Source organism: Actinophytocola glycyrrhizae, from assembly GCF_042653545.1.
GTDB classification, from domain to species: Bacteria; Actinomycetota; Actinomycetes; order Mycobacteriales; family Pseudonocardiaceae; genus Actinophytocola; species Actinophytocola glycyrrhizae.
Window position 1 is genome coordinate 382,006 of record NZ_JBHSIS010000020.1, and the last position, 24,634, is coordinate 406,639.

A 24,634-nucleotide genomic window follows, 5' to 3' on the forward strand; every position below is an offset into this window, starting at 1 on the left:
TCCCCGGGGGCGGCGGCGTGGGCGGTTCGGGTGTGAGCGCCCCCACTCGATGATTGATCCCGTGAAGTGCTGTGAAGTGAGTCCTGCGCGCAGCGGCCTGCGGGCACCCACAGGCCGGCCGTGGTGCTGGTGGCGCACGCACCAGCGCACCGGACCGGCCTGCCCGCGCCGGTGCGCTGGACGGTGTCGGGTGCGGGACCCGAGAGGTCAGTGAGCTGCCATCTTCTCCGCCAGCGCGGTGCGTTCCGCGGGTGGCAGGACCGGCCGGATCAGGCACATGTGCCTGCCGTCGGCGGTGTCGGTGACGAAGCGGGCGACCGCGGCGGGTGGCGGGACCGCCTCGCCTGCGAGGTAGGCCATGACGATGGGGGACTCGGTGGGGGCGGTCTCCGCGGCGATGTACCAGCCGAGGCGCTCGTCCCACACGAGCATCAGGTCGTGGTCGGGTTGGGCGACGCAGCGCTGCGCGAGTGCGATGTAGGCGGTGGCCGTGTCGGTCACCTCGTGGCCGACGGCGTCGGCTGGTACGCCGATGACCTCCGCGACCTGGTGGACGTAGTCGGCGAGGCGCCGGCTGAGCGGCAGCGGCTGGGGTGCGGGGTCCTTGAGGCCGAGCATGGCCAGCAACGCGGTGTACTCGGTGTGGTCGCGCGCGTTGCCTGCGACGGTGCGCACGGCCCGCTGCTGTTGATCGGTCCGTTCCCGCTCCGCCCGCGTACGGGCTTCGACGAACTGGGCTCGCGGGGTGGACGTCATCGTGCTCCTGCCGTTTGGTGGCCGGGTGGCCGCTGGGTGGTCGGTGCGCTCCGGTCGAGGTCGGCCCGCCGCAGTCGGAACACCTGCAGTTCGAGCCCGAAGTACTTGGTGGTCTCGCCGACCCACTGCATGCCGTTCTGCCGCACGGCAGCCGCGGTCTCCGTGTTCTCCTGGCGGACGACCGCGAACACCTCGTGCGCGTCGTGGTGGAACGCCCACGACGCGAGGGTGAACATGGTCTCGCCCGCGTACCCGTTGCCCATCGCCGACGGGGCGAGGTGCCAGCCGATCTCGAGGTCCTCGTCGCCGGGAGGCAGGGGAAGCAGTACCGCGCCACCGATAACGTGCCGGTCAGCGGTGCTTTCGATGGCCCATCGGCCCGCAGGAGCCGCGAGCCGGGCGTCCTCGGCGATCCACTGCTGAATCAGCACGCGCATCGTCGCGAGGTCACACACCCGGTCCATGGCCGGGCTCAGCCAGCGGGCCACCTCGGGGTGGCCGTACACCTCGAGTGCTGCCGGTGCGTCCTCGACCCGCCATGGCCGCAAGGTCAGGCGGTCAGAGGGCAGTGTGTCGGTCATGACGTGCTCATTCCGTGGCGGAAGTACAGCTGCCCGCTGTTTCGTGCGATGAACGGTCAGGCACGTGGAGCCTGCTGGCCGGTGCGGTGACCGGGCTGGGAACGTCGAGGACGAGGCCGGCCCTGCTGCCGGCGCGCGAGGTGCCATCGACTGCCACGAACACTACAGCACCCATGTCACCCGCGACGGTTCGTTGACCGGCGGTGTAGAGTAGGGGAAGCGGGGGAGCGTGACGCTCATTGTTCGAACCCATGCGAGGTTCGCCTCACGCCCTTGTCACCGTCACATCGTTATCTCACACGGTGCTCGCGGGACCGCCACAGTCTTGAAAGGACAACCATCATCGCTGTACTGCCTGTAGGCATGCGATTCAGCCATCCCCACGACCTGGACGAGCGGAGCTGTCAGCCGTCCGGCCCCGTGCCGCACGAAAACCTCTTCCTCGAGCCGGTGACCAGTTCCGGGCCCGAACACGCCGCCTTCGTGCCGCCTGCTCGCCGGGCCCCCGTGCGCCGTTCGCGCGGATGACACACGACCGCGGCCGGCCCGTTCGTGAAGGGGCCGGCCGCGGTGTCAGGTCACGCGAAGGTCAGATCACCTTGACCGCGTTGGCCTGAGGGCCTTTGCGGCCCTCGCCGACCTCGAACTCGACGAGTTGGTTCTCGGCGAGGGACTCGTGGTCCTGGATCTCTGACTGGTGCACGAAAAGGTCCACACCGCCGTCCTTCGGGACGATGAAGCCGAATCCCTTGGTGCCGTTGAACCATCTGACGGTTCCCTGTGCCATTCCGTGTACTCCCTTGCCCGAACATCCGATCCGCCGGTTCAGTCCGGCGTGGATCGAGGGTTCGCGTTGCGATGACGGGACACGAAAGAAGGAACTCCCAGCCGATGGGAGTCGGGTCCCCGGGTAGACCGGCGATCTCGACGGTACCGCATCGGACGGATGCCAACTCGAAACCCGCCAACAGCGGCGCCAGGCTATGGTTGAGCCATCCGGACCGCGGACACCCACCGTCGGGATGTCGGTTTCGCCGGGCGACCTCCATGCGCCGCGAGGCGCGACAAGGAGAGCTGAATGCCCGAGATCAAATCCGTGGCCGCCAACGACTACGGTGAGCTGTCCCATCTGATCCGGCAGGCCGGACTGCTGCGCCGCCGGTACGGGTACTACGCCGTCAAGATCACCCTCAACGTACTCGCGTTCGCGGGTGGCTGGGTGGCGTTCGTCCACCTCGGAGACTCCTGGTGGCAGCTGTTCCTCGCGGCGTTCTTCGCCGTGATGTTCGCGCAGCTGTCGTTCATCGGGCACGACGCCGGGCACAAGCAGATCTTCCGCACCCGCAGGGCCAACGACGTCATCGGGTTCTGGCACGGCAGCATGGTCGGCCTGAGCTACGCGTCCTGGATGGACCAGCACACCCGCCACCACACCAACCCCAACCACGAGGACGACGACCCCGACATCCAGATCCCGGCCATCGCGTTCACCGAGGAACAGGCCAGGAAGAAGCGGGGCGTGTTCCGCTGGATGGCCAAGTACCAGGCTTTCCTGTTCTTCCCGCTCCTGCTGCTGGAGGGCTTCAGCCTGCACGTGTCCAGCGTCAAGGCGTTGTGGCGCAAGAACCTTCGCGGCCGCTGGGTGGAGATCCCGCTGCTGGCGCTGCACTTCACCGCCTACCTGACCGCGGTCTTCCTGGTGCTCTCACCGCTGACCGCCGTGGTCTTCATCCTGGTGCACCAGTGCCTGTGGGGTGTCTACATGGGATGCTCGTTCGCCCCGGGCCACAAGGGCATGCCGACGATCGCGGCCGGACAGAAGCTGGACTTCCTGCGCAGGCAGGTGCTCACCTCCCGCAACGTCCGAGGTGGCAGGTGGGTCGACTTCACCATCGGCGCGCTGAACTACCAGGTCGAGCACCACCTGTTCCCCATCATGCCGCGACCGAACCTTCGGCACGCCCAGCCGATCGTGCGTGCCTTCTGCGCGCGGAAGGACATCGAGTACTCGCAGTGCGGGTGGCTGCGGACCTACGGGTACGTGCTGGAGCACCTCCACGCGGTCGGCGCACCGCTGCGAGCCGGCCGGTCGGTACCGACCGGGGCGCCGGCATGACCTCGGTCCCGCCCACCAACGGCGCCGTCAGGTCGCGGCCACGGCTCCGGTTGCGGCTCAAACCCAACACGTCGGCCACCGGCCACGTCGACGGCGCCTGGTGGCCGAGGTCCCGTTGCGTCACCACCGAACTGGCCGCACTGGCGGAAGCACTCGCGGGGCGCCTCGGCCGGGTCGAACGGGTCGCGTACGCACTGTCCTCCTGGGACGACGCGCCACGCAGGTTCCGGCTGTCCGGCCACCTCGCCCGCCTGGAGGGGTTCACCTACCAGGACCGGAACGTCGTCCACCTGACCGGCGCGAACCACGGCCGCGTCACCCTGCTGGTCGTCCCGCCCGAGATGACGGCCGTGGCCGGTCGCGCCGCCATGATGACGGCCGCCCACGGGGGCAACGCCGACCGGCCGGAGGAGATCCTGGCCGCTGCCATCGTCCCGGTCCCGCGCCGCGAGCGCAGGCCGACGCAGCAGGGCGAGGTCAGGTGAGGGACGTTCACCGCCTGGCGGCACGCGGGTTCAGCCGTGCTGTCGGCGCACGATCTCGGTGATCCAGGCGGGGGCGAACGGAGACGTTCAGTTCGGGGGAGTCGGGTAGTCCTTGAGCACCTCGAGGCGCTCACCGATGTCGATCGCACGGGCGCGGTGCCCGACGTGCTCGATCCCGATCAGGGCAAGGCAGTGGTTCATCGCCCACTGCAGGCGGTCCGGGGCGTCCTTCATCTCCGCCTCGATGACGTCGAGCAGGCCCGCGAGGTCGAGGCCATCCGGCTGCTTCGCCACCCGTTCGATGGTCAGCGCCCAGCCCGCGCTCGCGACCACTGGATCCGGGTCGGCGAGCCATGCCAGACGCAGTTCCTCTGCGTGCCGGCTCTTCTTCACGACATAGTTCACGAGCCAGTCGTGCACCTTGGGGGTGCGTGCCGCGCGCACCATGGTGTCGAGCTCGTCGCGCTCGAACGCCTTGGGGCGGCAGATCAGGATCGCCAGCAGCCGTGCCGCGGTGTCGTCCGTCTCCCACAGCCGGCACGCGAGGTCCTGCTGTGTCTTCAGTCGCTTCGCGACCGCGCGCAGCCTGCCGAGGTTCACACCGTGGTCGTCACCGTGTTTCTCGTTCACCTCGCGCACCTTCGGGTCCGCGAGCGCGGCCAGTTCGGCCATCACCTCGGCCACCGTCGTCCCGGCCCGCTTCGTCTCGGCCACCGCGGCCTCCCGTCCATCGCGTGTGCGGGCTTCAGCCTACGAGTGTCGGCACGGTCGCCCCGCCGGGGCGGAATCTGATCGCCGAAAGCTCAGCCCGGCGCCGGTAGGGCCGGCGCCGGGCTGAGGTGGTCGGGAAATCGGCTTGTCAGCCGAAGTTCACGTCACTGCACCACATGTAGGCCTGGTCGAGGTGCGAGGCCTGCCAGATCGTGAAGACGATGTGATGCCCTCGGTAGCCGGAGGTCTGGACATTGAAGGTGATGTCTCTCGCGGGTGGGTAGCTGCCGGTCTGCATGATGAAATCGAGGTTTCCCCAGCCGAGGCGCTGGGTGGTGGGGTCGAATCCGTTCTTGCTGACGTAGACGCGGAAGAAGTCGGCACCGTGGCTCGCCTGGTCGTACAGGTGCATCGAGAAGTTGCTGCCGACGTTGGTTGTCTTCCACTGCCCCGGGGTGTTCAGGGAGTTGTTGCGCGCGAGACCGTTGCTGCACAGCTGACCGTCGGGGGTCCTTGCCTGGAAGTTCCCGCCAAGGCCGTCCCGCAGCGCGCTCATCCAGTTCCACATGGTGTCGGCGTTGGCCTGGAAGGCCTGCCAGCACATGGGGTCCTGCTGCTGCATGGCTGGGTTCGTGTGGTTGTTTCCCCAGTCCTGCCAGCACTGGTAGGCGCGGGTGGCTGGGCCGACGATGGTGCCGTGGGCCGAAGCCACCGGGGTCCAGACGAACAGGCACGCCATCGCGCTGATTATCAGTGCCATGAAGCCGCGCCTTGCCGCAACGGACCCGGAGGAAGTGCGCAAACGCATGGGTGAGGCCTCCATTCTCCGGCTGATCAGAATCATGATCGCTATGGGAGCGCTCCCAGATAATTACCCTATACGTGACCGTCTGGAACTTCAACGAAACATTGGGAAGTCGTGTCATCGCTTCACCGGTGCTAGATATTCCGGGGCCGGAGGCGGTTCGGTGTCGGGTGACTGGCGAACCCTCCTGTTAGTCGCTAACATGTTAGCGACTAACAGGAGGTGGGGATGGCCGCGCAGGACTGGCGGGAGCGCAAGAAGGCGCAGACGCGGCAGCGGTTGCAGGAGCAGGCGTTGCGGTTGTTCACCGAGCGCGGGTACGAGGCGACGACGGTGGAGCAGATCGCGGCGGCGGCAGGGGTGTCGCACATGACGTTCTTCCGGTACTTCCCGACCAAGGAAGACGTGGTGCTCAGCGACTCCTACGACCCGTTGCTGGTGGCGGCGATCCGCGGCAGGCACCGGGCCGAGCACCCGGTGACCAGGATCCACGCCGCGGTGCGCGAGAGCCTGACCGCGATCTACGCGGCGGACCGGGACGCGTTGCTGGCGCGGGTCCGGCTGGCGTTGCGCACCCCGGCGCTGCGGGCGCGGTTGTGGGAGAACCAGTTCGCGACGCGGGACCTCCTCGCGGGCGCGCTGGTGGACGGGCCGCCGGGGTTCGCGACCAGGATCCTGGCGTCGGCGTGCCTGGCGACGCTGACCACCGCGCTCGAGGAGTGGGTGGCCACCGACGGCGCGGCCGAGCTGCCCGACCTGGTCGACGCGGCCTTCGAAGCGCTTGGCGAGGGGTGGCGGCCGTGACGGATCCGGTCATCGTGGTCGACGAGCTGCGCATGCGGTACCGCGGCGCGGCGACCCCCGCCGTGGACGGAATCTCCTTCACCGTGGCCGAAGGGGAGGTCTTCGGGTTCCTCGGGCCGAACGGGGCGGGGAAGTCGACGACACAGCGGATCCTCACCGGCCTGCTACGCGGGCACGAGGGACGCGCGGACGTGCTGGGACGGCCGGTGGCCCGGTGGGGCCGGAACTACTACGAGCACATCGGTGTCGGGTTCGAACTCCCCGCGCACTTCTCCCGGCTCACCGCGCGGGAGAACCTGGCCGCGTTCGCCGCCTTCTACCGCGGCCCCGTCGACGAGCCGGACACCCTGCTCGACCTCGTCGACCTCAAAGCGGCGGCCGACCGGCTGGTGGGGGAGTTCTCCAAGGGCATGCGGATGCGGCTGAACCTGGCGCGAGCACTGGTGAACCGTCCGAAGGTGCTGTTCCTCGACGAGCCGACCTCCGGCATGGACCCGGTGCACACCACCCTCGTTCGCGACCTCATCGCCCGGCGGACCGGGCAGGGCGGCACGGTGTTCCTCACCACGCACGACATGGCGACCGCCGAGCAGCTCTGCGACCGGGTGGCGTTCGTGGTGGACGGCCGCATCGCCGCCGTCGACACCCCGCGCAACTTCCGTCTCGCCCACGGCAAGCCGTGCGTCGTGGTCGAGTACCGGGACGAGAACACGTTGCGGCACCAGGAGTTCCCACTCGCGGGTATCGGCGCCGATCCCGCCTTCGCCGCGCTGTTGCGTGAGCACCGGGTGGAGACCATCCACACCCGTGAAGCCGGCCTCGACGACGTGTTCGTCGCCGTCACCGGTGGCCGGCTGTGAACCGGTTGCGCGCGGCACTCGCACTGGAGTGGCGAGTGGAGTGGCGGTACCGCGTGCCGGCCGTCGCGCTCGTCGTGACCGTGGTGTGGACGCTGGTGCTGCTGGCCATGCCCGCTTCGCTGGCCCGTGGCGCCGGACCGGTCGTCCTGACGATCGACACCGCGACCTTCGGCACGTTCTTCGTCGCGGCCCTGGTGTTGTTCGAACGCGACGAGGGCGCGCTCGCCGCGCTGACCGTCAGCCCGTTGCGGTTCGGTGAGTACCTCGGCGCCAAGGTCGCGGGTCTGACCGGCCTGTCGGTGGTCTCGGCCGTCCCCATCGCGCTGGCCGCCGGAGTGCCCGTGGCCACGGCGCTGGTGGGCGTGGCCCTGCTGGCGGTGCTGTTCCTGACACTCGGCTTCGCGCTCGTGGTGCGGCACCGGTCGCTCACCGGGTTCCTCACCGTCGCCCCGCTGCCGCTCGCCCCGCTCATCGCGGCGCCACTGGCCCACCTGACCGGCGTCGCCGACCACCCGCTGCTGTTCCTCGTGCCCACCACCGCGGCCGCCGCGCTCATCCGCGGTGTTCTCGAACCGGTCGCACTCGGGTACCTGCTGCTGACCATCGTCGCTGTCGTCCTGCTCGCCCGGCGAAGCCTTGCGCTCCAGTCGGCCGGCGCGGGCCCCCCGCGTGCGACGCGGGGACACCCGGGCGCGACGCGGGGACACCCGGCGCGGTGGCGTCCCCGTGGCACGCTCGCGGCGTTGACCGGCATCGACCGGCGCACGTCCGTGCGCAGCGCGCTGATCCTGGTGGTGCTCGCCGGGCCGGTCCTGCTCGCGATCGCGTTGCGGCTGGGGTACCCGCCACTGGCCGGGTACGTGACGGCCAGGTTCGGCGTCGATCTCACGCCGTACCAACCGATCCTGCTCGCGTCCCTGGTCGTGCTGCACGTGCCGTTGATCATCGGCATGGTCGGCGCACTGCTGGTGCTCGACGACATCGACGACCGCACGGTGCTGGTCCTGCGGGTCAGCCCGGTCACCGTGCGGCGGTACCTCGCCTACCGGGTGGTCGCGGTGGCCGCCGTCGCCCTGCTGATGCTCATGGTCGCCGTACCCGTCTCCGGTCTCGCGCCCGATGTGCCGAGCACCGTGCCCGCGCTGGTGCTGGCGGCGGCACAGGCGCCGCTGATCACCCTCGCCACCACCGCGGTCGCGGGCAACAAGGTCGAAGGGCTGGCCTGGCTGAAGATCCTCGGGCTGGTGCCCACCGGGATCGCGCCGGCCATGTGGTGGCTGCCCGACGCCGTCCAGTGGCCGCTGCGTGCCCTTCCGCACTACTGGACCGTCGGGGCGCTCTGGGACCCCGGCCCGGTCGGCCTGCTCGCCGGCACCGTCCTCACCGGAATCGCCGCGACGCTGCTGACGTGGCGAATCCTGCGCAGGCTCGACTCGCGTTGACCCGTGGTGCGCGGTCAGTTGGCGTTGGCGAAGCGTTCGACGTCCCTGATGGCGCCGACGACGAGGATGAGGTCGCCGTACATCAGCACGGTGTCCGGGGTGGCATAGCCGAACGCGGCGTCCGGCCCGTCGGTTTCCTTCTTGACCGATACGATCGTCACCCCGTACCTGGCGCGCAGGCGGGACTCGTGCAGGGGGATGCCGACCATGTCGTGCGGTGGCTTGGTCTTGGCCATCGCGTAGTCGGCGTCGACCTCGACGTAGTCGAGCATGCGCCCGGTGAGCAGGTGCGCGACCCGTTCGCCCATGTCGTGTTCGGGGAGCACGACATGGTGGGCCCCGACGCGCTGCAGGATGGTGCCGTGCTGGCGGCTGATCGCCTTGGCCCAGATGTCCGGGACGTTCAGGTCGACCAGCAACGAGGTGGTCATGATGCTGGCCTCGATGTCGGTGCCGATCGCGACCACGACCCGGTGGACGTCGGGCACGCCGAGCTGGCGGAGCGCGTCGACGTCGGTGGTGTCGGCCGTGACCACGTGCGGCAGCTCGCCTGCGAAGCTCTGTACGATCTTGCGATCGTTGTCGATCGCGAGAACGTTGGTGCCGAGGCTGGACAGCTCCATGGCCAGTGCGCCGCCGAAGCGGCCGAGCCCGATGACCACGACGGTCTCGTCCTTGAAGTCAGCCAACGATCGTCCTTTCCTCCGGGAGTTCGAAACGGCGGGTCCGCTGACGCAGGGCCAGCGCCGAGGCGAGGGTCAGCGGTCCGACCCGGCCGAGGAACATCAGCACCCCGAGCAGGAGCTTCGCCGCGGGCGGCAGGTCCGCGGTGATGCCGGCGGACAGGCCGACCGTGCCGAACGCGGACACGACCTCGAACAGCACGAGGTCGAGCGAGTGCCGGGTCATCGCCAGCATCAGCAGCACCGACAGTGAGACCGCGCCGATGCCCAGCAGCACGACGGCGAGGGCCTGGCGCTGGTTGCTCTCCGGCACCTGGCGGTGTCCCACGTTGACCCTGGTGTGGCCCCGCATCTCCGACCAGATCACGAACGCAAGCAACCCGAACGTGGTCACCTTGATCCCGCCCGCGGTGCCGCCGGTGCCGCCGCCGATGAACATCAGCAGGTCGGTGGTGAACAGGCTTTCCGGTCGCATGGCCGCGGTGTCGATGCTGTTGAAGCCCGCGGTGCGGGTCATCGTCGAGTGGAAGAACCCGGCGAGGAGCTTGCCTGGCCCGGACAGCGGCCCCAGGGTGCCGGGGTTGGACCGCTCGAGCAGTACGGTCGCCACCGTGCCGATGACCAGCAGCGCGACGGTCAGCACGAGGGTGATCCGGGTCAGCACGGACCACCGCGCGGGGTGCCGCCAGCCGCGGAGGAGCTCGAACACCACCGGGAAGCCCAGCCCACCCACGATCACCGCGGCAGCGACGGTCACGCTCACCAACGGGTCGGTGACGTAGTCCATCAAGCTGTTGCGGTTCAGGGAGAAACCGGCGTTGTTGAACGCGGAGATCGCGTGGAAGACCCCGTGGTAGAGCGCCTCGCCCCACGGCCTTCCGTAGCCCGTCGCGAACCGCAGGGTCAGGACCACGGCCACGACCGCCTCGCTGACCAGGCTGAACAGGACGATGTTCCGCACCAGCCCGCCGATGCCGGTCAACCCGATGGTCTTGGTCTCGGCCTGCGCCAGCATGCGCCGCCGCAGGCCCAGGCGCCGGGCCACCAGCACCGTGAACAGAGCGGCGAGCGTCATGATGCCAAGCCCGCCCACCTGGATCAGCCCGAGGACGACCACCTCGCCGAAGGCCGACCAGTGGCTGCCGGTGTCCACCGTGACCAGCCCGGTCACGCACACCGCCGACGTGGCGGTGAACAGGGCGTCCACGAGGCCGGTGCGGTCGCCGGACTCCGTCGCGATCGGCAACGACAACAGCAGTGTGCCCACGGCGATCGCCGTGGCGAAGCCCGCGGCCACCACCTGGGCCGGGTGCCGCCACCGCTCCGCACCCGGACTTCTCCGCCCGGTCACGCGATCACCCCGTGACGCGCTGGCGCGGCTGCTCGAGGACTGATGACCGGGACTCCTTCACGTCGGCGGACGAGACGGATCGCCGATGATCGCCGGACCGAGACTAAGGAGTCGGCACCGGACAGACGAAGATCTTTGCGCGTTCTTAACGTCAGAGATTTGTGAATTTGCTGTAGCTTGTGAAGGTATGACGGGTTCGGATGTGGCCGCCGGGGGAGTGCCCCTGGCTGGTGCTGGCCGCCTGTCGTCGTCGCACGCGGGTGCGCGCCGCGCGGACTCGGATCCGCCGGTGCGGTAGACGCACCCCGCCTTCTCATTCTCGTCGGCTTGCCGCCCGGTGCCGCTCCCGGGCGGCGGTTCGCACACCCCTTCGCGCACCGGGCTCGCCGGTGCGCCCGTCAACGAGGACGTCCCATGCCTGCTGCCATGCCCGTTCCGGCCGACGCCGCCATCGCGGTGTCGGGACTGGACAAGTCGTTCGGTTCGACCAAGGCCCTCGACCAGCTCGACCTGACCGTGCGGACCGGGGAGGTGCACGGTTTCCTCGGCCCGAACGGGGCGGGTAAGTCGACCGCGATCCGCGTCCTGCTCGGCCTGCTGCGCCCGGACGCGGGCACCGCTTCGGTACTCGGCGGGGACCCGTGGCGGGACGCGGTCGCGCTGCACCGCCGACTGTCCTATGTGGCCGGTGATGTCAACCTGTGGCCCAACCTCACCGGCGGGGAGGCCATCGACCTGTTCGCCCGGCTGCGCGGCGGGTTCGACCGCAAGCGCCGGGACGCGCTGTGCGAGCGGTTCGACCTGGACCCGACGAAGAAGGGCCGCACCTACTCCAAGGGCAACCGGCAGAAGGTCGCCATCGTCGCCGCGCTGGCCTCCGACGTGGACCTGCTGGTCCTCGACGAACCGACCGCAGGGCTCGACCCGTTGATGGAAGCCGTCTTCGCCGAGTGCGTGCGGGAGCTGAAGGCCGCAGGCCGCACGGTGTTGCTGTCCAGCCACATCCTCGCGCAGGTCGAGGCCCTGTGCGACCGGGTGTCGATCATCCGCCTCGGCCACATCGTGGAGTCCGGGTCACTGTCGGAGCTGCGGCACCTCACCCGCACCACGGTCAGCGCCGAGACCACGCGCCCCGCCGACCGGCTCGCGGAACTGCCCGGCGTGCACCAGACGTCGGTCCAGAACGGGCAGATCCGGTTCGACGTGGACACCGAGCACCTGGACGCGGTGATCGGCTACCTGCACAGCCTCGGCATCCGTGCGCTGATCAGCCAGCCGCCGACACTCGAGCAGCTGTTCATGCGCCACTACGGCGAAGACCTCGCCACGTCCACCGCCGGGAGCGCCCGATGACCGCGACGGCCACTCCCACCACGGTCGCCACGCACAGCGCGGGCGGCACGCTCACCGGCACGGGGACCCTCGTGCGGTTCATCCTGCGGCGGGAGCGGGTGCGCCTGCCGGTGTGGCTCGCCGCCCTCACCCTCACCACCGTCGCCACCGCGCAGAGCTTCCAGGACCTCTACGGTGACGACGCCGACCGCGCCAAGGCCGCCGAGACGATGAGCTCGCCCGCGGGGCTCGCGATGACCGGGCCCGCGCACTACCTGGACGACTACACGCTCGGCGCGATGATGAGCCACCAGATGCTCGGCTTCATGGCGATCATGGTCGGCCTGATGAGCGTGCTGACGCTGGTCCGGCACACCAGGACCGAGGAGGAGACCGGCCGCGCGGAACTGGTCCGCGCCAACGTCGTGGGCAGGCACGCCCACCTGGTCGCCGCACTCGCCGTGGTAGTCGCGGCCAACGTGGTGCTGGCACTGCTGATCGCAGCGGGTCTCGGCGGGCTCGGCAAGGCAGGCATCCCGTGGAGCGGTGCGCTGTTGTACGGCGCGGCGCACGCCGCGGTCGGGCTGGTGTTCGCCGCGGCGGCCGCGGTGACCGTGCAGGTCACCGAGCATTCCCGCGGTGCATCGGGCCTGGCGCTCGCGGTCGTCGGTGTCGCCTACTTCCTGCGCGCCGCGGGCGACGTCGGCGAGAACGGGCTGTCGTGGTTGTCGCCGATCGGCTGGGCCCAGCGGACGTGGGCGTTCATGGAGAACAGGTGGTGGCCGCTGCTGCTCGCCCTGGCGCTGGCGGCCGTGCTCGTCTGGGTCGCCTTCTGGCTCAGCGTCCGGCGCGACGTCGGCGCCGGGCTCCGGCAACCCCGGCCCGGCCCGGCGACCGCGTCGAACGCGCTCGCCAACCCGCTCGGGTTCGCACTGCGCCTGCACCGCGGCCTGATGTTCGGCTTCGGCGTCGCGATGCTGCTGCTGGGGGTCATGTACGGCTCGATCCTCGGCGAGGCCGAGGACATGCTCGCCGGCATCGAGGTGTTCCAGGACATGATCGCCGAGATCGGCGGTGCGTCGGTCGCGGAGTCGTTCGCGTCGATGGTGATGGTGATCATGGCGATCATCGCGTCGGTGTACGTGGTCATGGCCGCGCTGCGCCCCAGGGCGGAGGAAAGCGCGGGCCGTGCCGAGCCGGTGCTGGCCACCGCCCTGTCCCGGGTGCGCTGGCTCGGCAGCCACCTCGTGGTGGTCCTGATCGGCTCGGTCGTGATGCTGCTCGCCGCGGGCCTCGGGATCGGCCTGTCCGGTGCGTCGTCCACGGGCGAGGGCGCCATGGTCGGGAACCTGGTCGGCGCGGCGCTGGCCTACCTGCCCGCGCTGTGGGTCACCGCCGGTGTCGTGGTCGTCCTGGTGGGGCTGGCCCCCCGCGCCGCGGCACTGGCGTGGATCGTGCCGCTGTACGCGTTCCTGGTCGGCTACCTCGGCCAGATCCTCCAGTTTCCCAACTGGATGAACAACCTCTCCCCGTTCGGCCACATCCCCCAGCTGCCGGTCGACGACCTCGACATCGTGCCGCTTCTGGTGCTCACCGCGCTGGCCGCCGCCCTGGCCGTGGGTGGCCTGCTCGCGTTCCGGGAACGGGAGGTCAACGTGAGCTGAGTGCCAGCCAGTGTCCGGCGCGGGACACTGGGACCTGTCCGCGATCGTCTCCAGTCGCCGGACCGCGGCGCGACACCGTCCTGGGCCCGGGCGCTCGTGCATGCCCGCGTGCCGCCTGCGCGCCTCAGTTCTGAACCTTCAGAGATTTCTGAAAACCTTGATGGCGCTGGCACGCGGCGCTGCGTCTTTGTCGGTGCGCGGTCCGCTTCAGTCCACTGTGGACAAAGAGTCTCGTCATCCTGGCGCGGATCGTCATATAGTCGTCAGGTTGGTTCGGTGGATGTCCGGTGAAGATGATCTGTAGTGGAGGACCTGGGGGAGCCGATGTCCTGCCGGGATGCGGCCCGCCCGAACGCGGCGAAGGGGAGAGCCTTGGTGATCCGTGACCTGGCTGGGCACTACGAGCGCTTGGCGGGCAGGTACGACGACACGTGGGGCCATCGCCCTGACTATGTGGCCTGGATGAACCAGTTGGTGTTCGACCGCCTCCGTATCGGGCCGGGCGACCGGGTGGCCGACATCGGTGCGGGCACCGGTCTCTTCCTCCGTTCACTGGTGCGGCAGGTGAACGAGGACAACCCGATCGTGTGCGTGGATCCGTCCCAGGCGATGCTCGACCGGCTGCCGGACGATCCCCGTCTCGTCCCGGTGTGCGCCTCGGCGGAGGAGATGGCCTCCGGCGCGGTCGAGCTTCCCTACCGGAAGCTCGACGCGATCGTGATCAAGGAGACCGTCCACCACTTCACCGACCTCGCCAAGACCTTGGCCGGGCTGGCGGGAATGCTGGACACCGGCGGCAGGATGCTGGTCGTCACGCTGCCGCCACGCCTGGAGTACCCGCTGTTCACCGCCGCGCTCGACCGGTTCGCCGAGCACCAGCCCGAGCCGGCGGACATCGTGTCCGCGATGCGGGACGCGGGTCTGGACACCGTGCTCGACTACGACGCGTTCACCGTCCGGGTGGACTCGGAGCACTACGCGGACCTGGTCGCGCGCAGGTGGATGTCGGTACTGTCCACTTTCGACGATGAGCAACTTGCGGCCGGGCTCGCGGAGATGCGCTCGCGCAACCAGCCTGGCGAGCTCGTCTTCGCCGACCGGTTCGCGTTCGTGCTCGGGCTCAAGACCTGACGCCGCCGACGGCGAGCGGGGCGAGACACATCACCCTGGACTGCGCGACGACCTGCTGTCGCGTAGGTTTGGCAGCGGTGTGCCGGGAAGTCTGGTCGGCGTGTATTCCACCGACGGCTACTGGAGAGCGATGTCCCACGCCCCACGTTCACAAGATCAGCGTCTGTTCAGCCGGGGAAGCTGGCTCGAGGCGCGACGGATCGGGGAGGTGCTGCGCACCGAGACGGTCGGCGGGATGTTGCTCGCCATCGGTGCGGTCGCGGCGCTGGTGTGGGCGAACACGCCGTGGCGTGAGTCCTACGAGGCGCTGACCCAGCTGCGGGTGGGGCCTGCCGCGCTGCACCTGGACCTGACATTGGCGCAGTGGGCCGCGGACGGCCTGCTGGCGATCTTCTTCTTCGTCGCGGGGCTGGAGCTCAAACGCGAGTTCGTCGCGGGCGACCTGCGGGAGATGCGTCGTGCGGCGTTGCCGGTCACGGCGGCGGTGGGTGGCATGGTGGTGCCCGCACTGGTGTACCTGCTGGTCACGGCGGGCTCGCCGGGGGCGGCGGACGGGTGGGCCATCCCGACCGCGACGGACATCGCGTTCGCGCTGGCCGTCCTCGCGGTCATCGGCACCAGCCTGCCAGCGGCGCTGCGGACGTTCCTGCTCACGCTCGCCGTGGTCGACGACCTGCTCGCGATCCTGGTGATCGCGCTCGTGTACACCGACCAGCTGTCGGTCGTGCCGCTGCTTCTCGCGCTGGTGCCGCTCGCGATGTTCGCATGGCTGGTTCAGCGCCGGATCAGGTCGTGGTGGCTGCTGCTGCCGCTCGCCGTGCTGGTGTGGGTGCTGGTGCACGAGTCGGGGGTGCACGCCACCGTGGCCGGTGTGCTGCTCGGCTTCGCGGTGCCGGTGGTCCGGCAGGCGCCAGGTGAGGGACCCGGGCTGGCCGAGCACTTCGAACACCGGTGGCGACCGTTGTCGGCGGGCTTCGCGGTGCCCGCGTTCGCGTTCTTCGCGGCCGGTGTCTCGGTGACGGGTGCGGGGGCCGGGCTGGGGGAGTCGCTTGGCCATGCCGTGACCTTGGGGGTGATCCTCGGGCTCGTCCTCGGCAAGGTGGTCGGGATCTTCGGGGCCACCTATCTCGTGCAGCGGTTCACCAAGGCCCGGCTCGCGGACGGGTTGAGCTGGTGGGACGTGCTGGGCGTCGCGCTGTTGGGCGGGATCGGGTTCACCGTGTCGCTGCTCATCGGCGAGCTCGCGTTCGGCACCGGCACGCCACAGGACGACAACGTCAAGATCGGTGTCCTGTTCGGTTCGGTGATCGCCGCCCTGCTCGCCGCGGTGGTCCTGCGCATCAGGAACGGTGTCTACCGGCGGCTGTGCGCCGAGGAGGAGCGGGACACCGACGCCGACGGCGTTCCCGACGTCTACGAGGACGACGCCGCGTCGTCCTGACCGGATCGGTGGTCAGCGGTAGAGGCCGAGGAGCGCACGCGACGCCGCGTCGACGATCTCGTCGGCGGATGCCTTGTGGGTGCCGTCCAGCCACGCGGTCACCAGCTCGGCCATGCCGCCGATGAACAGCAGGCCCGCGGTCTCGTCCTCGTTCTCGCTGCGGCCGGACGAGCCGAGCCGTTCGCGTGCCTCGACCGCCGACTGGTGGGCGAGGTGGCGCAGCAGCTCGGTCCGGCGACGGCGCAGCTTCGGGACGGCCACGGACTCCACGATCGCGACCCGGCCCTTCCTGGGGTCGTCGAGCAGCAGCCGCACGAACGCGTGGATCGACGCGCGTACCCGCGCCTCCGGGTCGGTGCCCGCCTGCTCGGCGGCACGCCTGCTGGTCTCCTCGATCTCGGCGGCTATCTCGTTCATCACCGCCTCGAGCAGCGCGTCCAGGCCGGAGAAGCTCTCGTAGAAGTAGCGCTCGGACAGGCCGGCCTCGGCGCAGACGGCGGTCATCGTGGTCCGGGTGTCCTGGTCCGCCCACACCGCGAGCCCGGCAGCGAGCAGCCGGGTCCTGCGCGCGGCGGCACGCTGCGCGGCGCTGACGCCCCGGTAGACCCCTGACTGCACGGCCATGGTGCCAACGATGCCACACGGGCCCCGCGGCCAAAGGTTGACAGGACGCTCTTCCTGAATCAGGCTTGGTGTGACCGTTGCCACACCAGCGCGAGGTGAGCCAATGACGGCCGAAACCCTCGAACCACGCCCGCTGCCGGCCCTGCGCCGCGACGACCGGGGGCTGCCCTTCATCGGCCAGGTCCTCGAGTACGCCAAGGATCCGGTCGGGCTCTACCGGCGTCACTGGGAGCGCTACGGTCCGGTCGCTCCCTTCCGGACACTCAACAAGACCGCGGCGATGCTGCTCGGCCCCGACGCCTGCGGCGAGGCACTGCAGAACAAGGACAAGGCGTTCGCCAACGAGCCGGCCTGGGCGCAGCTCGTCGGCCCCTTCTTCCACCGCGGCCTCATGCTCATCGACTTCGACGAGCACAGAGGACACCGGCGGATCATGCAGGAGGCCTTCACCCGGCCCCGGCTCGAGGCATACACCCGCAGGCTCCACCCGGCCATCGAACAGGGCATGGCGTCCTGGGAGGCGGACAAGGAGTTCCCGGCGTACTGGCGGCTGAAGCAGCTGACGCTGGACATCGCCGCCGACCTGTTCATGGGCGGCGCCCACGACACCGGCCAGGCCGAGATGGACCGGGTCAACAGGGCCTTCATCGCCTGCGTCCAGGCCGCGGCGGGAATCGTCAGGGCGAAGGTGCCCTTCACCCGGTGGGGACGGGCCTACCGCGGCCGCGCGGTGCTGGGGAGCTTCCTGCGCCACTACCTGCCCGCCAAGCGCGCGCACCAGACCGACGACATCTTCTCCGTGCTCTGCCACATCGAGACCGACGACGGCGACCGTTTCACCGACGACGACGTCATCAACCACATGGTGTTCCTGATGATGGCGGCGCACGACACCTCGACCATCACCACCACCACGATGCTGCAGTACCTAGGCCAGCACCCGGTCTGGCAGGAACGCTGCCGCGCCGAGGCGCTCGCCATCGGACCCGCCCCGTCGATCACCGAGCTGGAAGGCATGGTTTCCCTCGACCTGGTGATGCGGGAGGCACTCCGGCTGCGTGCGCCCGTCCCGGTGCTGGTCCGCCACACGGTCAAGGACACCGCCGTCCAGGGCGTGCGCATCCCCGCGGACACCGGTGTCGCGCTGGGCATCCAGTTCACCCACCTCATGGCGGAACACTGGACGGATCCGGAGGTGTTCGACCCGGACCGGTTCGCACCGCAGCGCCGCGAGGACAGGTCGCACCGGTTCGCGTGGGTGCCCTTCGGCGGCGGCGTGCACAAGTGCATCGGGATGAACTTCGCGGGCCTGGAGGTCAAGGCGATCACGCACCGGCTGCTGCGCGACTACCACTGGGCCGTGGCTCCCGGGTACGCACCGCCGATGGACAACCACTCCCTGCCGTTCCCCAAGGACGGCCTGCCGATCACCTTGACCAGGAACTGAGCATGGACTTCGACGACACGCTGGAAGAAGCCGCCTGGCGCGCACAGGTGCGCGCGTTCCTCGAACAGCACCGCGAGGAGGGCGGCGACAGGGACACCGAGGCCGCCAGGGCGTGGCAGGCCACCCTGTACGACGCCGGTTTCGTCGGTGTCACCTGGCCGGTCGAGATGGGTGGCCGCGGCGGCACGCCGATGCGGCAGGCGATCATCGACCAGGAGATGGCCCGGCTCGACCTGCCCGGTCTGATCAACCTCATCGGCATCGGCATGTGCGGCCCGACCGTGATCGGGCACGGCAGCGACGACCAGAAGCGGCGCTACCTCAGGCGGCTGCTCCGCGCCGACGACATCTGGTGCCAGCTGTTCAGCGAGCCCGCCGCGGGCAGTGACCTGGCCGCGCTGCGCACCAGGGCCGTCCGCACCGGTGACGGCGACTGGCTGGTCGACGGGCAGAAGGTGTGGACCACCCGCGCCCACCTCGCCGACTACGGCATCCTGCTCACCAGGACCGACCCGGACGTGCCCAAGCACCGAGGGCTGACGATGTTCGTGGTCGACATGGCGGCACCGGGCGTCACCGTGCGGCCGCTGCGGCAGATGAGCGGCGGCGCGGACTTCAACGAGGTCTTCTTCGACGACGTGGTGATCCCCGACGCCGAACGACTCGGTGACGTCGGCGACGGCTGGCGCGTGGCGCTGACGACCCTGATGAGCGAGCGGCTCTCGCTGGGCGGCGGTGGCACCGAGATCGGCCCCAGGGCGGAGACGGTGGCCCGGCACGTCGCCGCGCACCTCGACGCGCTCTCGCCCGACCGGCAGGCGCTGGTCCGGCAGCAGCTGGGCCGGGCCTACGTCGCCGCGCTCGGCGCCCGCTACACCGGCTACCGCCAGCTTTCGAAGGTGAGCCGGGGCGAGCTGCCCGGTCCGGAGGCGTCGGCCGGGAAGCTGTCCGGTACCCGGTCGGCGCGCGACCTGGCCGACCTCGCGGTGCGGGTGCTCGGCGACGACGCCCGTGTGGGGGGTGGCTTCTGGCACGACCTGCAGGCCGGGCTCCCCGGCATGGCCATCGCGGGCGGCACCGACCAGGTGCTGCGCAACATCATCGGCGAGCGCGTCCTCGGACTTCCTGCCGAGCCCCGCGCCGACAAGGGCGTTCCGTTCAAGGAGAGCGTCACGGAGAGGACCATGCCGTGAACTTCGACCTCGACCAGGAACACCGGGACCTTGCCGACGCCGCCCGGGACTTCCTGTCGGCCTCCGCCTCCCCGGCCGCGGCCAGGGCGATGCTGGACGAGGGAGCCGGTGTCGCACCGGGGCGGGCGGAGCTGGTCAAGAGCGGCTTCGCGACCATCACGATCCCCGAACAGGCAGGCGGGGGCGGCGGCAACGTCCTCGACCTCGCCGTGGTCGCGGAACAGGCCGGGCGCCTGCTCGCGGGCCCGTCGCTGGTGAGCTTCGCGCGGGCGGCCGTGCTGCTGGCCGGCGACTCCCGCCTGGCCGACCTCGCTCGCGGCGAGCTGTCGGTCGCCGTCGTCGACAGCGGACCCGTCCTGGACGCCGTCGGCGCCGACACGTTCCTGGCGCTGCGCGACGGCGCCCTGGTCCGCGGACCGGGCACCGTCACGGTGCGGGAGCCGATCGACCCGACCCGCGGCCTCGGCGACGTCACCGTGGGGGAGATCGAGGAGCTGGTGCCGGACGCGTCCGAGCTGTGGCTGCTGGGCGAGCGTGTCGGCAGGACGATCCTCGCCGCCGAGGGCCTCGGTGCCGCGTCCCGCGTACTGGAACTCGGCGTGGAGTACGCGAAGCAGCGGCACGCCTTCGGCCGTGCGATCGGCTCCTACCAGGCGGTCAAGCACCTGCTCGTCGACACCTACGTCGAGGTGGAGCAGCTTCGCTCACTGGTCTGGTGGGCGGCCTGGGCCGCCGACCACGCGCCGGACGAGCTGCCATTGGCCTCGGCCGCCGCGAAGGCCGCCGCGGCCACCACGCTGGAGCACGCCGCGGAGACGGTGATCCAGGTGCACGGCGGCATCGGGTTCACCTGGGAACACGACGCGCACCTGTACTGGCGCAGGGCCAAGGTGGACCGGTTCCTCCTCGGCGACGACGTGTCCGCCCACGACGAGGTCGCACGGCTGGCGGTGACCCGGTGACCGGCCCTGGTGAGCACAACCTCGCCGTCCTGGCGGAGCGGGCCTTCGAACGACTCGGCGACTACGAGTCGCTGTTCTTCGAGGGCAGGTGGCTGACCTCGGGGGAGATCCACGAACGGTCGGTGAGGGTCGCCGGTGGCCTGCGCGCACACGGCGTGGCGCCGGGCGACCGGGTGGTCGTGATGATGATGAACACCCCCGAGGTGTTCGTCTCCTACCGGGCCATCTGGCGGGCGGGTGCGGTGGTGACACCGGTGATCTTCCTGCAGACCGCGCCGGAGCTCCGGCACATCCTGACCGACTCCGGGGCGACGGCCGCGATCATCAGCGCGGAGCTGGCCGGCCTGTTCGGCGGCGCGGCGGAAGGGCTGGGTGTCACCACGTTCGTGGTCGGTGACGCACCGGCGGGCACCACACCGTTCGCCGACCTGGAGGGCGGCGAACCGGGCGCGATCGAGCCGCGCGCCGACGACGACCTCGCGGCACTGCTCTACACCGGCGGCACGACCGGCCGCGCCAAGGGCGTGATGCTCGGCCACCGCGGTCTGTGGGAGTCCGGCCACGGTCTGTCGGTGGCCGCCAGGACCGCGGACACGACCCGGTCGTTGCTGCCGCTGCCGCTCTCGCACGCCTACGGCCTGATCGTCACCATCGGCGCCCTGCACTCCGACCGCAGACCGGTCTCGGTGCTGCAGCGCTGGTTCGAGCCGGTCGGCTGGTTGACGCTCGTCGCCGAGCACCGGCTGGAGACGAGCCCGGTCGTCCCCGCCATGCTCCAACTGCTGCTCGCCCAGCCGCTCGCCGAGTACGACCTGTCGTCGCTGCGGTCGTTCGGTTCCGGCGGCGCGACGCTGCCGCCCCCGGTGCGGGAGAAGGTGGAGGAGGTGTTCGGCGTGACCGTCCTTGAGGGTTACGGCTGTACGGAGGCCAGCGCGGTGATCTCGGTGGAGACGGTCACCGACCACCGGCCGGGCAGCGTCGGCAAACCGTTGCCGCACGCCGAGGTCGCCATCCTCGACCCGGACGGGAACCCGGTGCCCGCCGGCGAGGATGGCGAGATCTGCGTGCGGGGTCCTGGGGTGATGCTCGGTTACTGGCGCGACCGGGAGCTGACCGCGCGGACCGTGCGCGACGGCTGGCTGCACACCGGCGACCTCGGCAGACTCGACGACGACGGTTTCCTCCACGTCGTGGACCGGATGAAGGACCTGATCATCCGGGGTGGGTTCAACGTCTACCCGCGCGACGTCGAGGACGTGCTGCTCGAGCACCCGGCCGTCCAGGTGGCCGCGTGCGTTGGCAAGCCGGACCAGGAACGCGGCGAGGAGGTGGTCGCGGCCGTCCAGCTCGCGCCGGGGCAGGAGGCGACCGGTGCCGATCTGGTCGAGTTCGCCAGGGCGCGGATGGCGAGGTACAAGTACCCGCGCGAGGTGGTCGTACTGGACGCGGTCCCACTGACCAGCGTAGGCAAGATCAACCGAAAGGCCGTACGAACCCTGTTCACAAACTAAACCAGGCCCCACACAGCACGCACCTCCCGCAAGCCCCCACCCAAACCCGCGAGTCCCCCGTTCAGAACCCGCGAGTCTCCCGTTCAGAACTCGCGAGTCTCCCGTTCAGAACTCGCGAGTCTCCCGTTCGGGACTCGCGAGTCTCCCGTTCGGGACTCGCGAGTCTCCCGTTCAGGACCGGTGAGTCTCCCGTTCGGGATCCCCCGAGCTGGCGGTCGCGATGGACTGCGTCAGTGCCCGAACCGTCAACTCGCCGGTCCCGAACCGTCAACTCGCCGGTCCCGAACGGGGAACTCGCGGGTTCTGAACGGGGAACTCGCGGGTTCTGAACCGGGGACTCGCGGGTTCCGAACGGGGGACTCGCGGGGTTTGGGGTTGGGTGTGCTGTGGCTCTCGTCTTGGGGTGGCGGGGGTGTGGGTCACCTTGTTCTAACAGGGGCGTGGGTACCCTGGCCGCGTGCGTACAAGGGGGAGTCTGTTCAGGATATTGGGTCTTTGCCTGCTCGCGGGGGCGCTCGTCGCGGGAACGTTGCTCCCGGTCGTCGCGCTCGCGGGGGTGGTCACGAACGAGGCCAGTGAGACGGTCGAGTCGTTGTCGGCCGAGCTCGCCGACGAACCGCCGCCGCTGGTGACGACCATCACCGACCGGAACGGCGACCCGGTCGCGACCCTGTACGACCAGTACCGCATCCCGACCGCGGCGGAGGAGATCTCCGACGCGATGAAGTGGGCGCTGATCTCGGTCGAGGACCGCCGCTTCTACGAGCACCACGGTGTCGACTGGAAGGGCACCGTGCGTGCCGCGCTCAACAACACCTCCGGTGGCGACACCCAGGGTGCCTCGACGCTGACCCAGCAGTACGTCAAGAACTACCTGATCAACGTCATCTACCGGAACGACAAGGCCGGGCAGCAACGCGCGCAGGAGACGAGCATCACCCGCAAGCTCGCGGAGGCACGGATCGCGATCCAGCTCGAGACCACGATGAGCAAGGACGAGATCCTCGTCGGCTACCTCAACGTCGTCGAGTTCTCGCGCCAGGTCTACGGCGTCGGCGCGGCCGCCCGTTCCTACTTCGGCACCACGCCGGACAAGCTCACGGTCGCACAGGGCGCGCTGCTGGCCGGTATGGCGAACAACCCGTCCATCTACGACCCGTGGAGCCACCCGGAGCGGGCCCTCGAACGGCGCGACTTCGTGATCGACAAGATGGTGGAGAACCGCAAACTGTCCGAAGAGGACGCGGAGCGGGTCAAGGACGAGCCGCTCGGCGTGCTGCCCGACGGCCCGGACAAGCCGGCGGCGAACTGCGTGGGCGCCGGGCCGGAGAACGGCTTCTTCTGCCAGTACGTCGAGGACTACCTGCTCGAGCACGGCATGAAGAAGGACGACCTCTACACCGGCGGCTACACGATCCGCACCACGATGGACCCCGTGGCCAACCACGCCGCCAAGGAGTCCGCCGAGCAGCAGGTGGACAAGACGGAGGAGAACGTCGCCAACACGCTGTCCCTGGTGAAACCGGGCAAGGACCGGCACGAGGTGGTGGCGCTGGCCGCCAACCGGGACTACGGGCCGGACGCCGCGGCGGGACAGACCGAGTTCGCCCTGCCGTCCGCCATCTCCAACGTCACGGGCACCGGGTCGAGCTACAAGGTGTTCACCGCGGCGGCGGCGATGGAACGCGGGGTCGCCGGGATCCACGACACCGTGCAGTCGCCGAGCAGGCACGTTTCCGACGTGTTCGTCGGCGGCGGCGAGCAGTGCCCGACCGTCGCCAGGGGCACGCGGGCCTACTGCGTCACGAACGCCAGTGAGGGCGGCAGCGGTTCGATGACACTGCAGACCGCGTTGCAGACCTCGCCGAACACGGCGTTCGTCATCCTCGAGGAACAGGCGGGCATGCGTGCCGTCCTCGACATGGCCAACAGGCTGGGGATGCGCAAGACCATGGCGTCCAACGCCGCGACCGGAGGAGCGCCCGACCCCGACGCCGAATCGGCCGAGGCCAGGCAGAGCCAGCTGGAGTTCTTCGGGCCGAGCGAGAACTCGCCCGGCAAGGGTTCCTTCACCCTCGGCGTGAGCCCGACCAGCGGGTTGGAGCTGGCGAACGTGGCCGCCACGATCCTCAGCGGCGGTGTCTGGTGCCCACCGACCCCGATCGGCGAGATCACCGACCGCGACGGCAAGCCGCGCCCCCTGCAGGAGGAGCAGTGTGAGCAGGCCGTGCCGGAAGGCCTCGCCAACACCCTCGCGGTCGGCATGAGCAAGGACGACCTTCCCGGTGGCACCGCCCACGCCGCGGCACAGGGGGTCGGCTGGAACCGGCCGATGATCGGCAAGACCGGAACCACCCAGCACAACGGCTCGGCCGCGTTCGTCGGCGGGACACCCCAGCTCGCCGGGGCGGCCATGGTGTTCCGCCCCGACCGGCCATACGGCGGGCTCGTCGACGGCGGCCCCGGCAACGTCAGAGCGACCGACGGCGACTCCGGGAACATGTTCGGTGGCAAGACCCCGGCCCGCACCTGGTTCGGCGCGGTGAGCAAGATCCTGGAAGGCCAGGAGGTCCTGCCGCTGCCCGCGGCGGACCCCAGGTACGAGCGCGTGAACTGACCTCGGCGGGGCCGGACACAGCGGCGTGTTCCACATCGTGGTCGAGTGCCGCCACGACGACCTTCCCGCAGGCGGTACGAGTGGGCTGCCGTTAGGGTGGCGTCCCAGTGGCGTGAGG

At 70.0% G+C, this 24,634-nt stretch carries 22 protein-coding genes; 14 read left to right on the plus strand and 8 right to left on the minus strand.

The window, feature by feature from the left end; translation table 11 throughout:
* Positions 1 to 207: 207 nt before the first annotated feature.
* The 3 genes from ACFPCV_RS30060 to ACFPCV_RS30070 all read right to left on the minus strand — a co-directional run bounded on the left by ACFPCV_RS30060 (position 208) and on the right by ACFPCV_RS30070 (position 2,124).
* Positions 208 to 756: a DUF6292 family protein gene (locus tag ACFPCV_RS30060; RefSeq protein WP_378059777.1), complete on the minus strand. Its 549-nt coding sequence runs from the start codon at positions 754 to 756 to the stop codon at positions 208 to 210.
* Positions 753 to 1,337: a GNAT family N-acetyltransferase gene (locus ACFPCV_RS30065; RefSeq protein WP_378059778.1), complete on the minus strand. Its 585-nt coding sequence runs from the start codon at positions 1,335 to 1,337 to the stop codon at positions 753 to 755. Before ACFPCV_RS30065 ends, ACFPCV_RS30060 begins: the two co-directional genes overlap by 4 nt.
* Positions 1,338 to 1,926: 589 nt before the next feature.
* Positions 1,927 to 2,124, minus strand: a complete 198-nt coding sequence (locus tag ACFPCV_RS30070) for a cold-shock protein (RefSeq protein ID WP_378059780.1) — start codon at positions 2,122 to 2,124, stop codon at positions 1,927 to 1,929.
* Between the two features lie 291 nt (positions 2,125 to 2,415).
* Between ACFPCV_RS30070 and ACFPCV_RS30075 the strand changes: the two genes are divergently transcribed.
* Together ACFPCV_RS30075 and ACFPCV_RS30080 are read left to right on the plus strand one after the other, a co-directional pair.
* Entirely contained in the window at positions 2,416 to 3,453 is a 1,038-nt protein-coding gene (locus tag ACFPCV_RS30075) for a fatty acid desaturase family protein (protein ID WP_378059782.1), read from the plus strand.
* Positions 3,450 to 3,938 (plus strand): DUF5994 family protein, encoded by a 489-nt coding sequence (locus ACFPCV_RS30080; RefSeq protein WP_378059783.1) that lies wholly within the window; start codon positions 3,450 to 3,452, stop codon positions 3,936 to 3,938. Before ACFPCV_RS30075 ends, ACFPCV_RS30080 begins: the two co-directional genes overlap by 4 nt.
* An 87-nt stretch (positions 3,939 to 4,025) precedes the next feature.
* Here the strand turns inward: ACFPCV_RS30080 and ACFPCV_RS30085 are convergent, their stop codons facing one another.
* Both ACFPCV_RS30085 and ACFPCV_RS30090 read right to left on the minus strand, forming a co-directional pair.
* Positions 4,026 to 4,610: a DNA alkylation repair protein gene (locus tag ACFPCV_RS30085; protein ID WP_378060054.1), complete on the minus strand. Its 585-nt coding sequence runs from the start codon at positions 4,608 to 4,610 to the stop codon at positions 4,026 to 4,028.
* Positions 4,611 to 4,797: 187 nt separating this feature from the next.
* Positions 4,798 to 5,493, minus strand: a complete 696-nt coding sequence (locus tag ACFPCV_RS30090; protein WP_378059785.1) for a lytic polysaccharide monooxygenase auxiliary activity family 9 protein — start codon at positions 5,491 to 5,493, stop codon at positions 4,798 to 4,800.
* A gap of 189 nt (positions 5,494 to 5,682) precedes the next feature.
* Here ACFPCV_RS30090 and ACFPCV_RS30095 point away from each other — a divergent pair, with 189 nt between their 5' ends.
* From ACFPCV_RS30095 to ACFPCV_RS30105, 3 genes are read left to right on the plus strand one after another with little or no spacing between them, the layout of a single operon-like run.
* Positions 5,683 to 6,258 (plus strand): TetR family transcriptional regulator, encoded by a 576-nt coding sequence (locus ACFPCV_RS30095; protein ID WP_378059787.1) that lies wholly within the window; start codon positions 5,683 to 5,685, stop codon positions 6,256 to 6,258.
* Positions 6,255 to 7,118, plus strand: a complete 864-nt coding sequence (locus tag ACFPCV_RS30100; RefSeq protein ID WP_378059789.1) for an ABC transporter ATP-binding protein — start codon at positions 6,255 to 6,257, stop codon at positions 7,116 to 7,118. Before ACFPCV_RS30095 ends, ACFPCV_RS30100 begins: the two co-directional genes overlap by 4 nt.
* The gene (locus tag ACFPCV_RS30105) at positions 7,115 to 8,560 is read left to right on the plus strand and encodes a fluoroquinolone export ABC transporter permease subunit (RefSeq protein ID WP_378059791.1); all 1,446 of its coding nucleotides are present in this window, start codon (positions 7,115 to 7,117) and stop codon (positions 8,558 to 8,560) included. Before ACFPCV_RS30100 ends, ACFPCV_RS30105 begins: the two co-directional genes overlap by 4 nt.
* 14 nt (positions 8,561 to 8,574) lie before the next feature.
* On the opposite strand, the gene ACFPCV_RS30110 is transcribed toward ACFPCV_RS30105, so the two are convergent.
* Both ACFPCV_RS30110 and ACFPCV_RS30115 read right to left on the minus strand, forming a co-directional pair.
* A complete protein-coding gene (locus ACFPCV_RS30110; RefSeq protein WP_378059793.1) occupies positions 8,575 to 9,249 on the minus strand; it encodes a potassium channel family protein in 675 nt (224 codons plus the stop codon).
* The gene (locus ACFPCV_RS30115; protein WP_378059794.1) at positions 9,242 to 10,594 is read right to left on the minus strand and encodes a TrkH family potassium uptake protein; all 1,353 of its coding nucleotides are present in this window, start codon (positions 10,592 to 10,594) and stop codon (positions 9,242 to 9,244) included. Before ACFPCV_RS30115 ends, ACFPCV_RS30110 begins: the two co-directional genes overlap by 8 nt.
* A gap of 414 nt (positions 10,595 to 11,008) precedes the next feature.
* On the opposite strand from ACFPCV_RS30115, the gene ACFPCV_RS30120 reads away from it, so the two are divergent.
* From ACFPCV_RS30120 to nhaA, 4 genes are all read left to right on the plus strand, one after another.
* On the plus strand, positions 11,009 to 11,947 hold the full coding sequence (locus ACFPCV_RS30120) for an ABC transporter ATP-binding protein (protein WP_378059796.1): 939 nt from the start codon (positions 11,009 to 11,011) through the stop codon (positions 11,945 to 11,947).
* Positions 11,944 to 13,590: an ABC transporter permease gene (locus ACFPCV_RS30125; protein WP_378059797.1), complete on the plus strand. Its 1,647-nt coding sequence runs from the start codon at positions 11,944 to 11,946 to the stop codon at positions 13,588 to 13,590. Before ACFPCV_RS30120 ends, ACFPCV_RS30125 begins: the two co-directional genes overlap by 4 nt.
* Positions 13,591 to 13,965: 375 nt before the next feature.
* Positions 13,966 to 14,721: a class I SAM-dependent methyltransferase gene (locus tag ACFPCV_RS30130; RefSeq protein WP_378059799.1), complete on the plus strand. Its 756-nt coding sequence runs from the start codon at positions 13,966 to 13,968 to the stop codon at positions 14,719 to 14,721.
* Between the two features lie 130 nt (positions 14,722 to 14,851).
* Positions 14,852 to 16,162, plus strand: coding sequence for a Na+/H+ antiporter NhaA (nhaA, locus tag ACFPCV_RS30135; RefSeq protein WP_378059800.1), 1,311 nt, complete (start codon positions 14,852 to 14,854; stop codon positions 16,160 to 16,162).
* 12 nt (positions 16,163 to 16,174) lie between these two features.
* On the opposite strand, the gene ACFPCV_RS30140 is transcribed toward nhaA, so the two are convergent.
* The gene (locus ACFPCV_RS30140) at positions 16,175 to 16,786 is read right to left on the minus strand and encodes a TetR/AcrR family transcriptional regulator (protein WP_378059801.1); all 612 of its coding nucleotides are present in this window, start codon (positions 16,784 to 16,786) and stop codon (positions 16,175 to 16,177) included.
* Positions 16,787 to 16,889: 103 nt separating this feature from the next.
* On the opposite strand from ACFPCV_RS30140, the gene ACFPCV_RS30145 reads away from it, so the two are divergent.
* The 5 genes from ACFPCV_RS30145 (at position 16,890) to ACFPCV_RS30165 (ending at position 24,516) form a co-directional block, all read left to right on the plus strand.
* Positions 16,890 to 18,233, plus strand: coding sequence for a cytochrome P450 (locus ACFPCV_RS30145; RefSeq protein WP_378059803.1), 1,344 nt, complete (start codon positions 16,890 to 16,892; stop codon positions 18,231 to 18,233).
* A 2-nt stretch (positions 18,234 to 18,235) separates the two neighbouring features.
* Entirely contained in the window at positions 18,236 to 19,426 is a 1,191-nt protein-coding gene (locus tag ACFPCV_RS30150) for an acyl-CoA dehydrogenase family protein (RefSeq protein WP_378059804.1), read from the plus strand.
* Entirely contained in the window at positions 19,423 to 20,388 is a 966-nt protein-coding gene (locus ACFPCV_RS30155) for an acyl-CoA dehydrogenase family protein (RefSeq protein ID WP_378059806.1), read from the plus strand. The genes ACFPCV_RS30150 and ACFPCV_RS30155 overlap by 4 nt, the downstream gene beginning before the upstream one ends.
* On the plus strand, positions 20,385 to 21,899 hold the full coding sequence (locus ACFPCV_RS30160; protein WP_378059807.1) for a class I adenylate-forming enzyme family protein: 1,515 nt from the start codon (positions 20,385 to 20,387) through the stop codon (positions 21,897 to 21,899). Before ACFPCV_RS30155 ends, ACFPCV_RS30160 begins: the two co-directional genes overlap by 4 nt.
* A 457-nt stretch (positions 21,900 to 22,356) precedes the next feature.
* On the plus strand, positions 22,357 to 24,516 hold the full coding sequence (locus ACFPCV_RS30165) for a transglycosylase domain-containing protein (protein ID WP_378059808.1): 2,160 nt from the start codon (positions 22,357 to 22,359) through the stop codon (positions 24,514 to 24,516).
* Positions 24,517 to 24,634: the final 118 nt, after the last annotated feature.

Coding starts and splice junctions, on each gene's coding strand:
- ACFPCV_RS30150 (WP_378059804.1), top strand. CDS start 18,236: ATGGACTTCGACGACACGCTGGAAGAAGCCGCCTGGCGCGCACAGGTG.
- ACFPCV_RS30120 (WP_378059796.1), top strand. CDS start 11,009: ATGCCTGCTGCCATGCCCGTTCCGGCCGACGCCGCCATCGCGGTGTCG.
- ACFPCV_RS30140 (WP_378059801.1), bottom strand. CDS start 16,786: ATGGCCGTGCAGTCAGGGGTCTACCGGGGCGTCAGCGCCGCGCAGCGT.
- ACFPCV_RS30145 (WP_378059803.1), top strand. CDS start 16,890: ATGACGGCCGAAACCCTCGAACCACGCCCGCTGCCGGCCCTGCGCCGC.
- ACFPCV_RS30085 (WP_378060054.1), bottom strand. CDS start 4,610: ATGGCCGAACTGGCCGCGCTCGCGGACCCGAAGGTGCGCGAGGTGAAC.
- ACFPCV_RS30070 (WP_378059780.1), bottom strand. CDS start 2,124: ATGGCACAGGGAACCGTCAGATGGTTCAACGGCACCAAGGGATTCGGC.
- ACFPCV_RS30065 (WP_378059778.1), bottom strand. CDS start 1,337: ATGACCGACACACTGCCCTCTGACCGCCTGACCTTGCGGCCATGGCGG.
- ACFPCV_RS30060 (WP_378059777.1), bottom strand. CDS start 756: ATGACGTCCACCCCGCGAGCCCAGTTCGTCGAAGCCCGTACGCGGGCG.
- ACFPCV_RS30075 (WP_378059782.1), top strand. CDS start 2,416: ATGCCCGAGATCAAATCCGTGGCCGCCAACGACTACGGTGAGCTGTCC.
- ACFPCV_RS30090 (WP_378059785.1), bottom strand. CDS start 5,493: ATGATTCTGATCAGCCGGAGAATGGAGGCCTCACCCATGCGTTTGCGC.
- ACFPCV_RS30095 (WP_378059787.1), top strand. CDS start 5,683: ATGGCCGCGCAGGACTGGCGGGAGCGCAAGAAGGCGCAGACGCGGCAG.
- nhaA (WP_378059800.1), top strand. CDS start 14,852: ATGTCCCACGCCCCACGTTCACAAGATCAGCGTCTGTTCAGCCGGGGA.
- ACFPCV_RS30080 (WP_378059783.1), top strand. CDS start 3,450: ATGACCTCGGTCCCGCCCACCAACGGCGCCGTCAGGTCGCGGCCACGG.
- ACFPCV_RS30125 (WP_378059797.1), top strand. CDS start 11,944: ATGACCGCGACGGCCACTCCCACCACGGTCGCCACGCACAGCGCGGGC.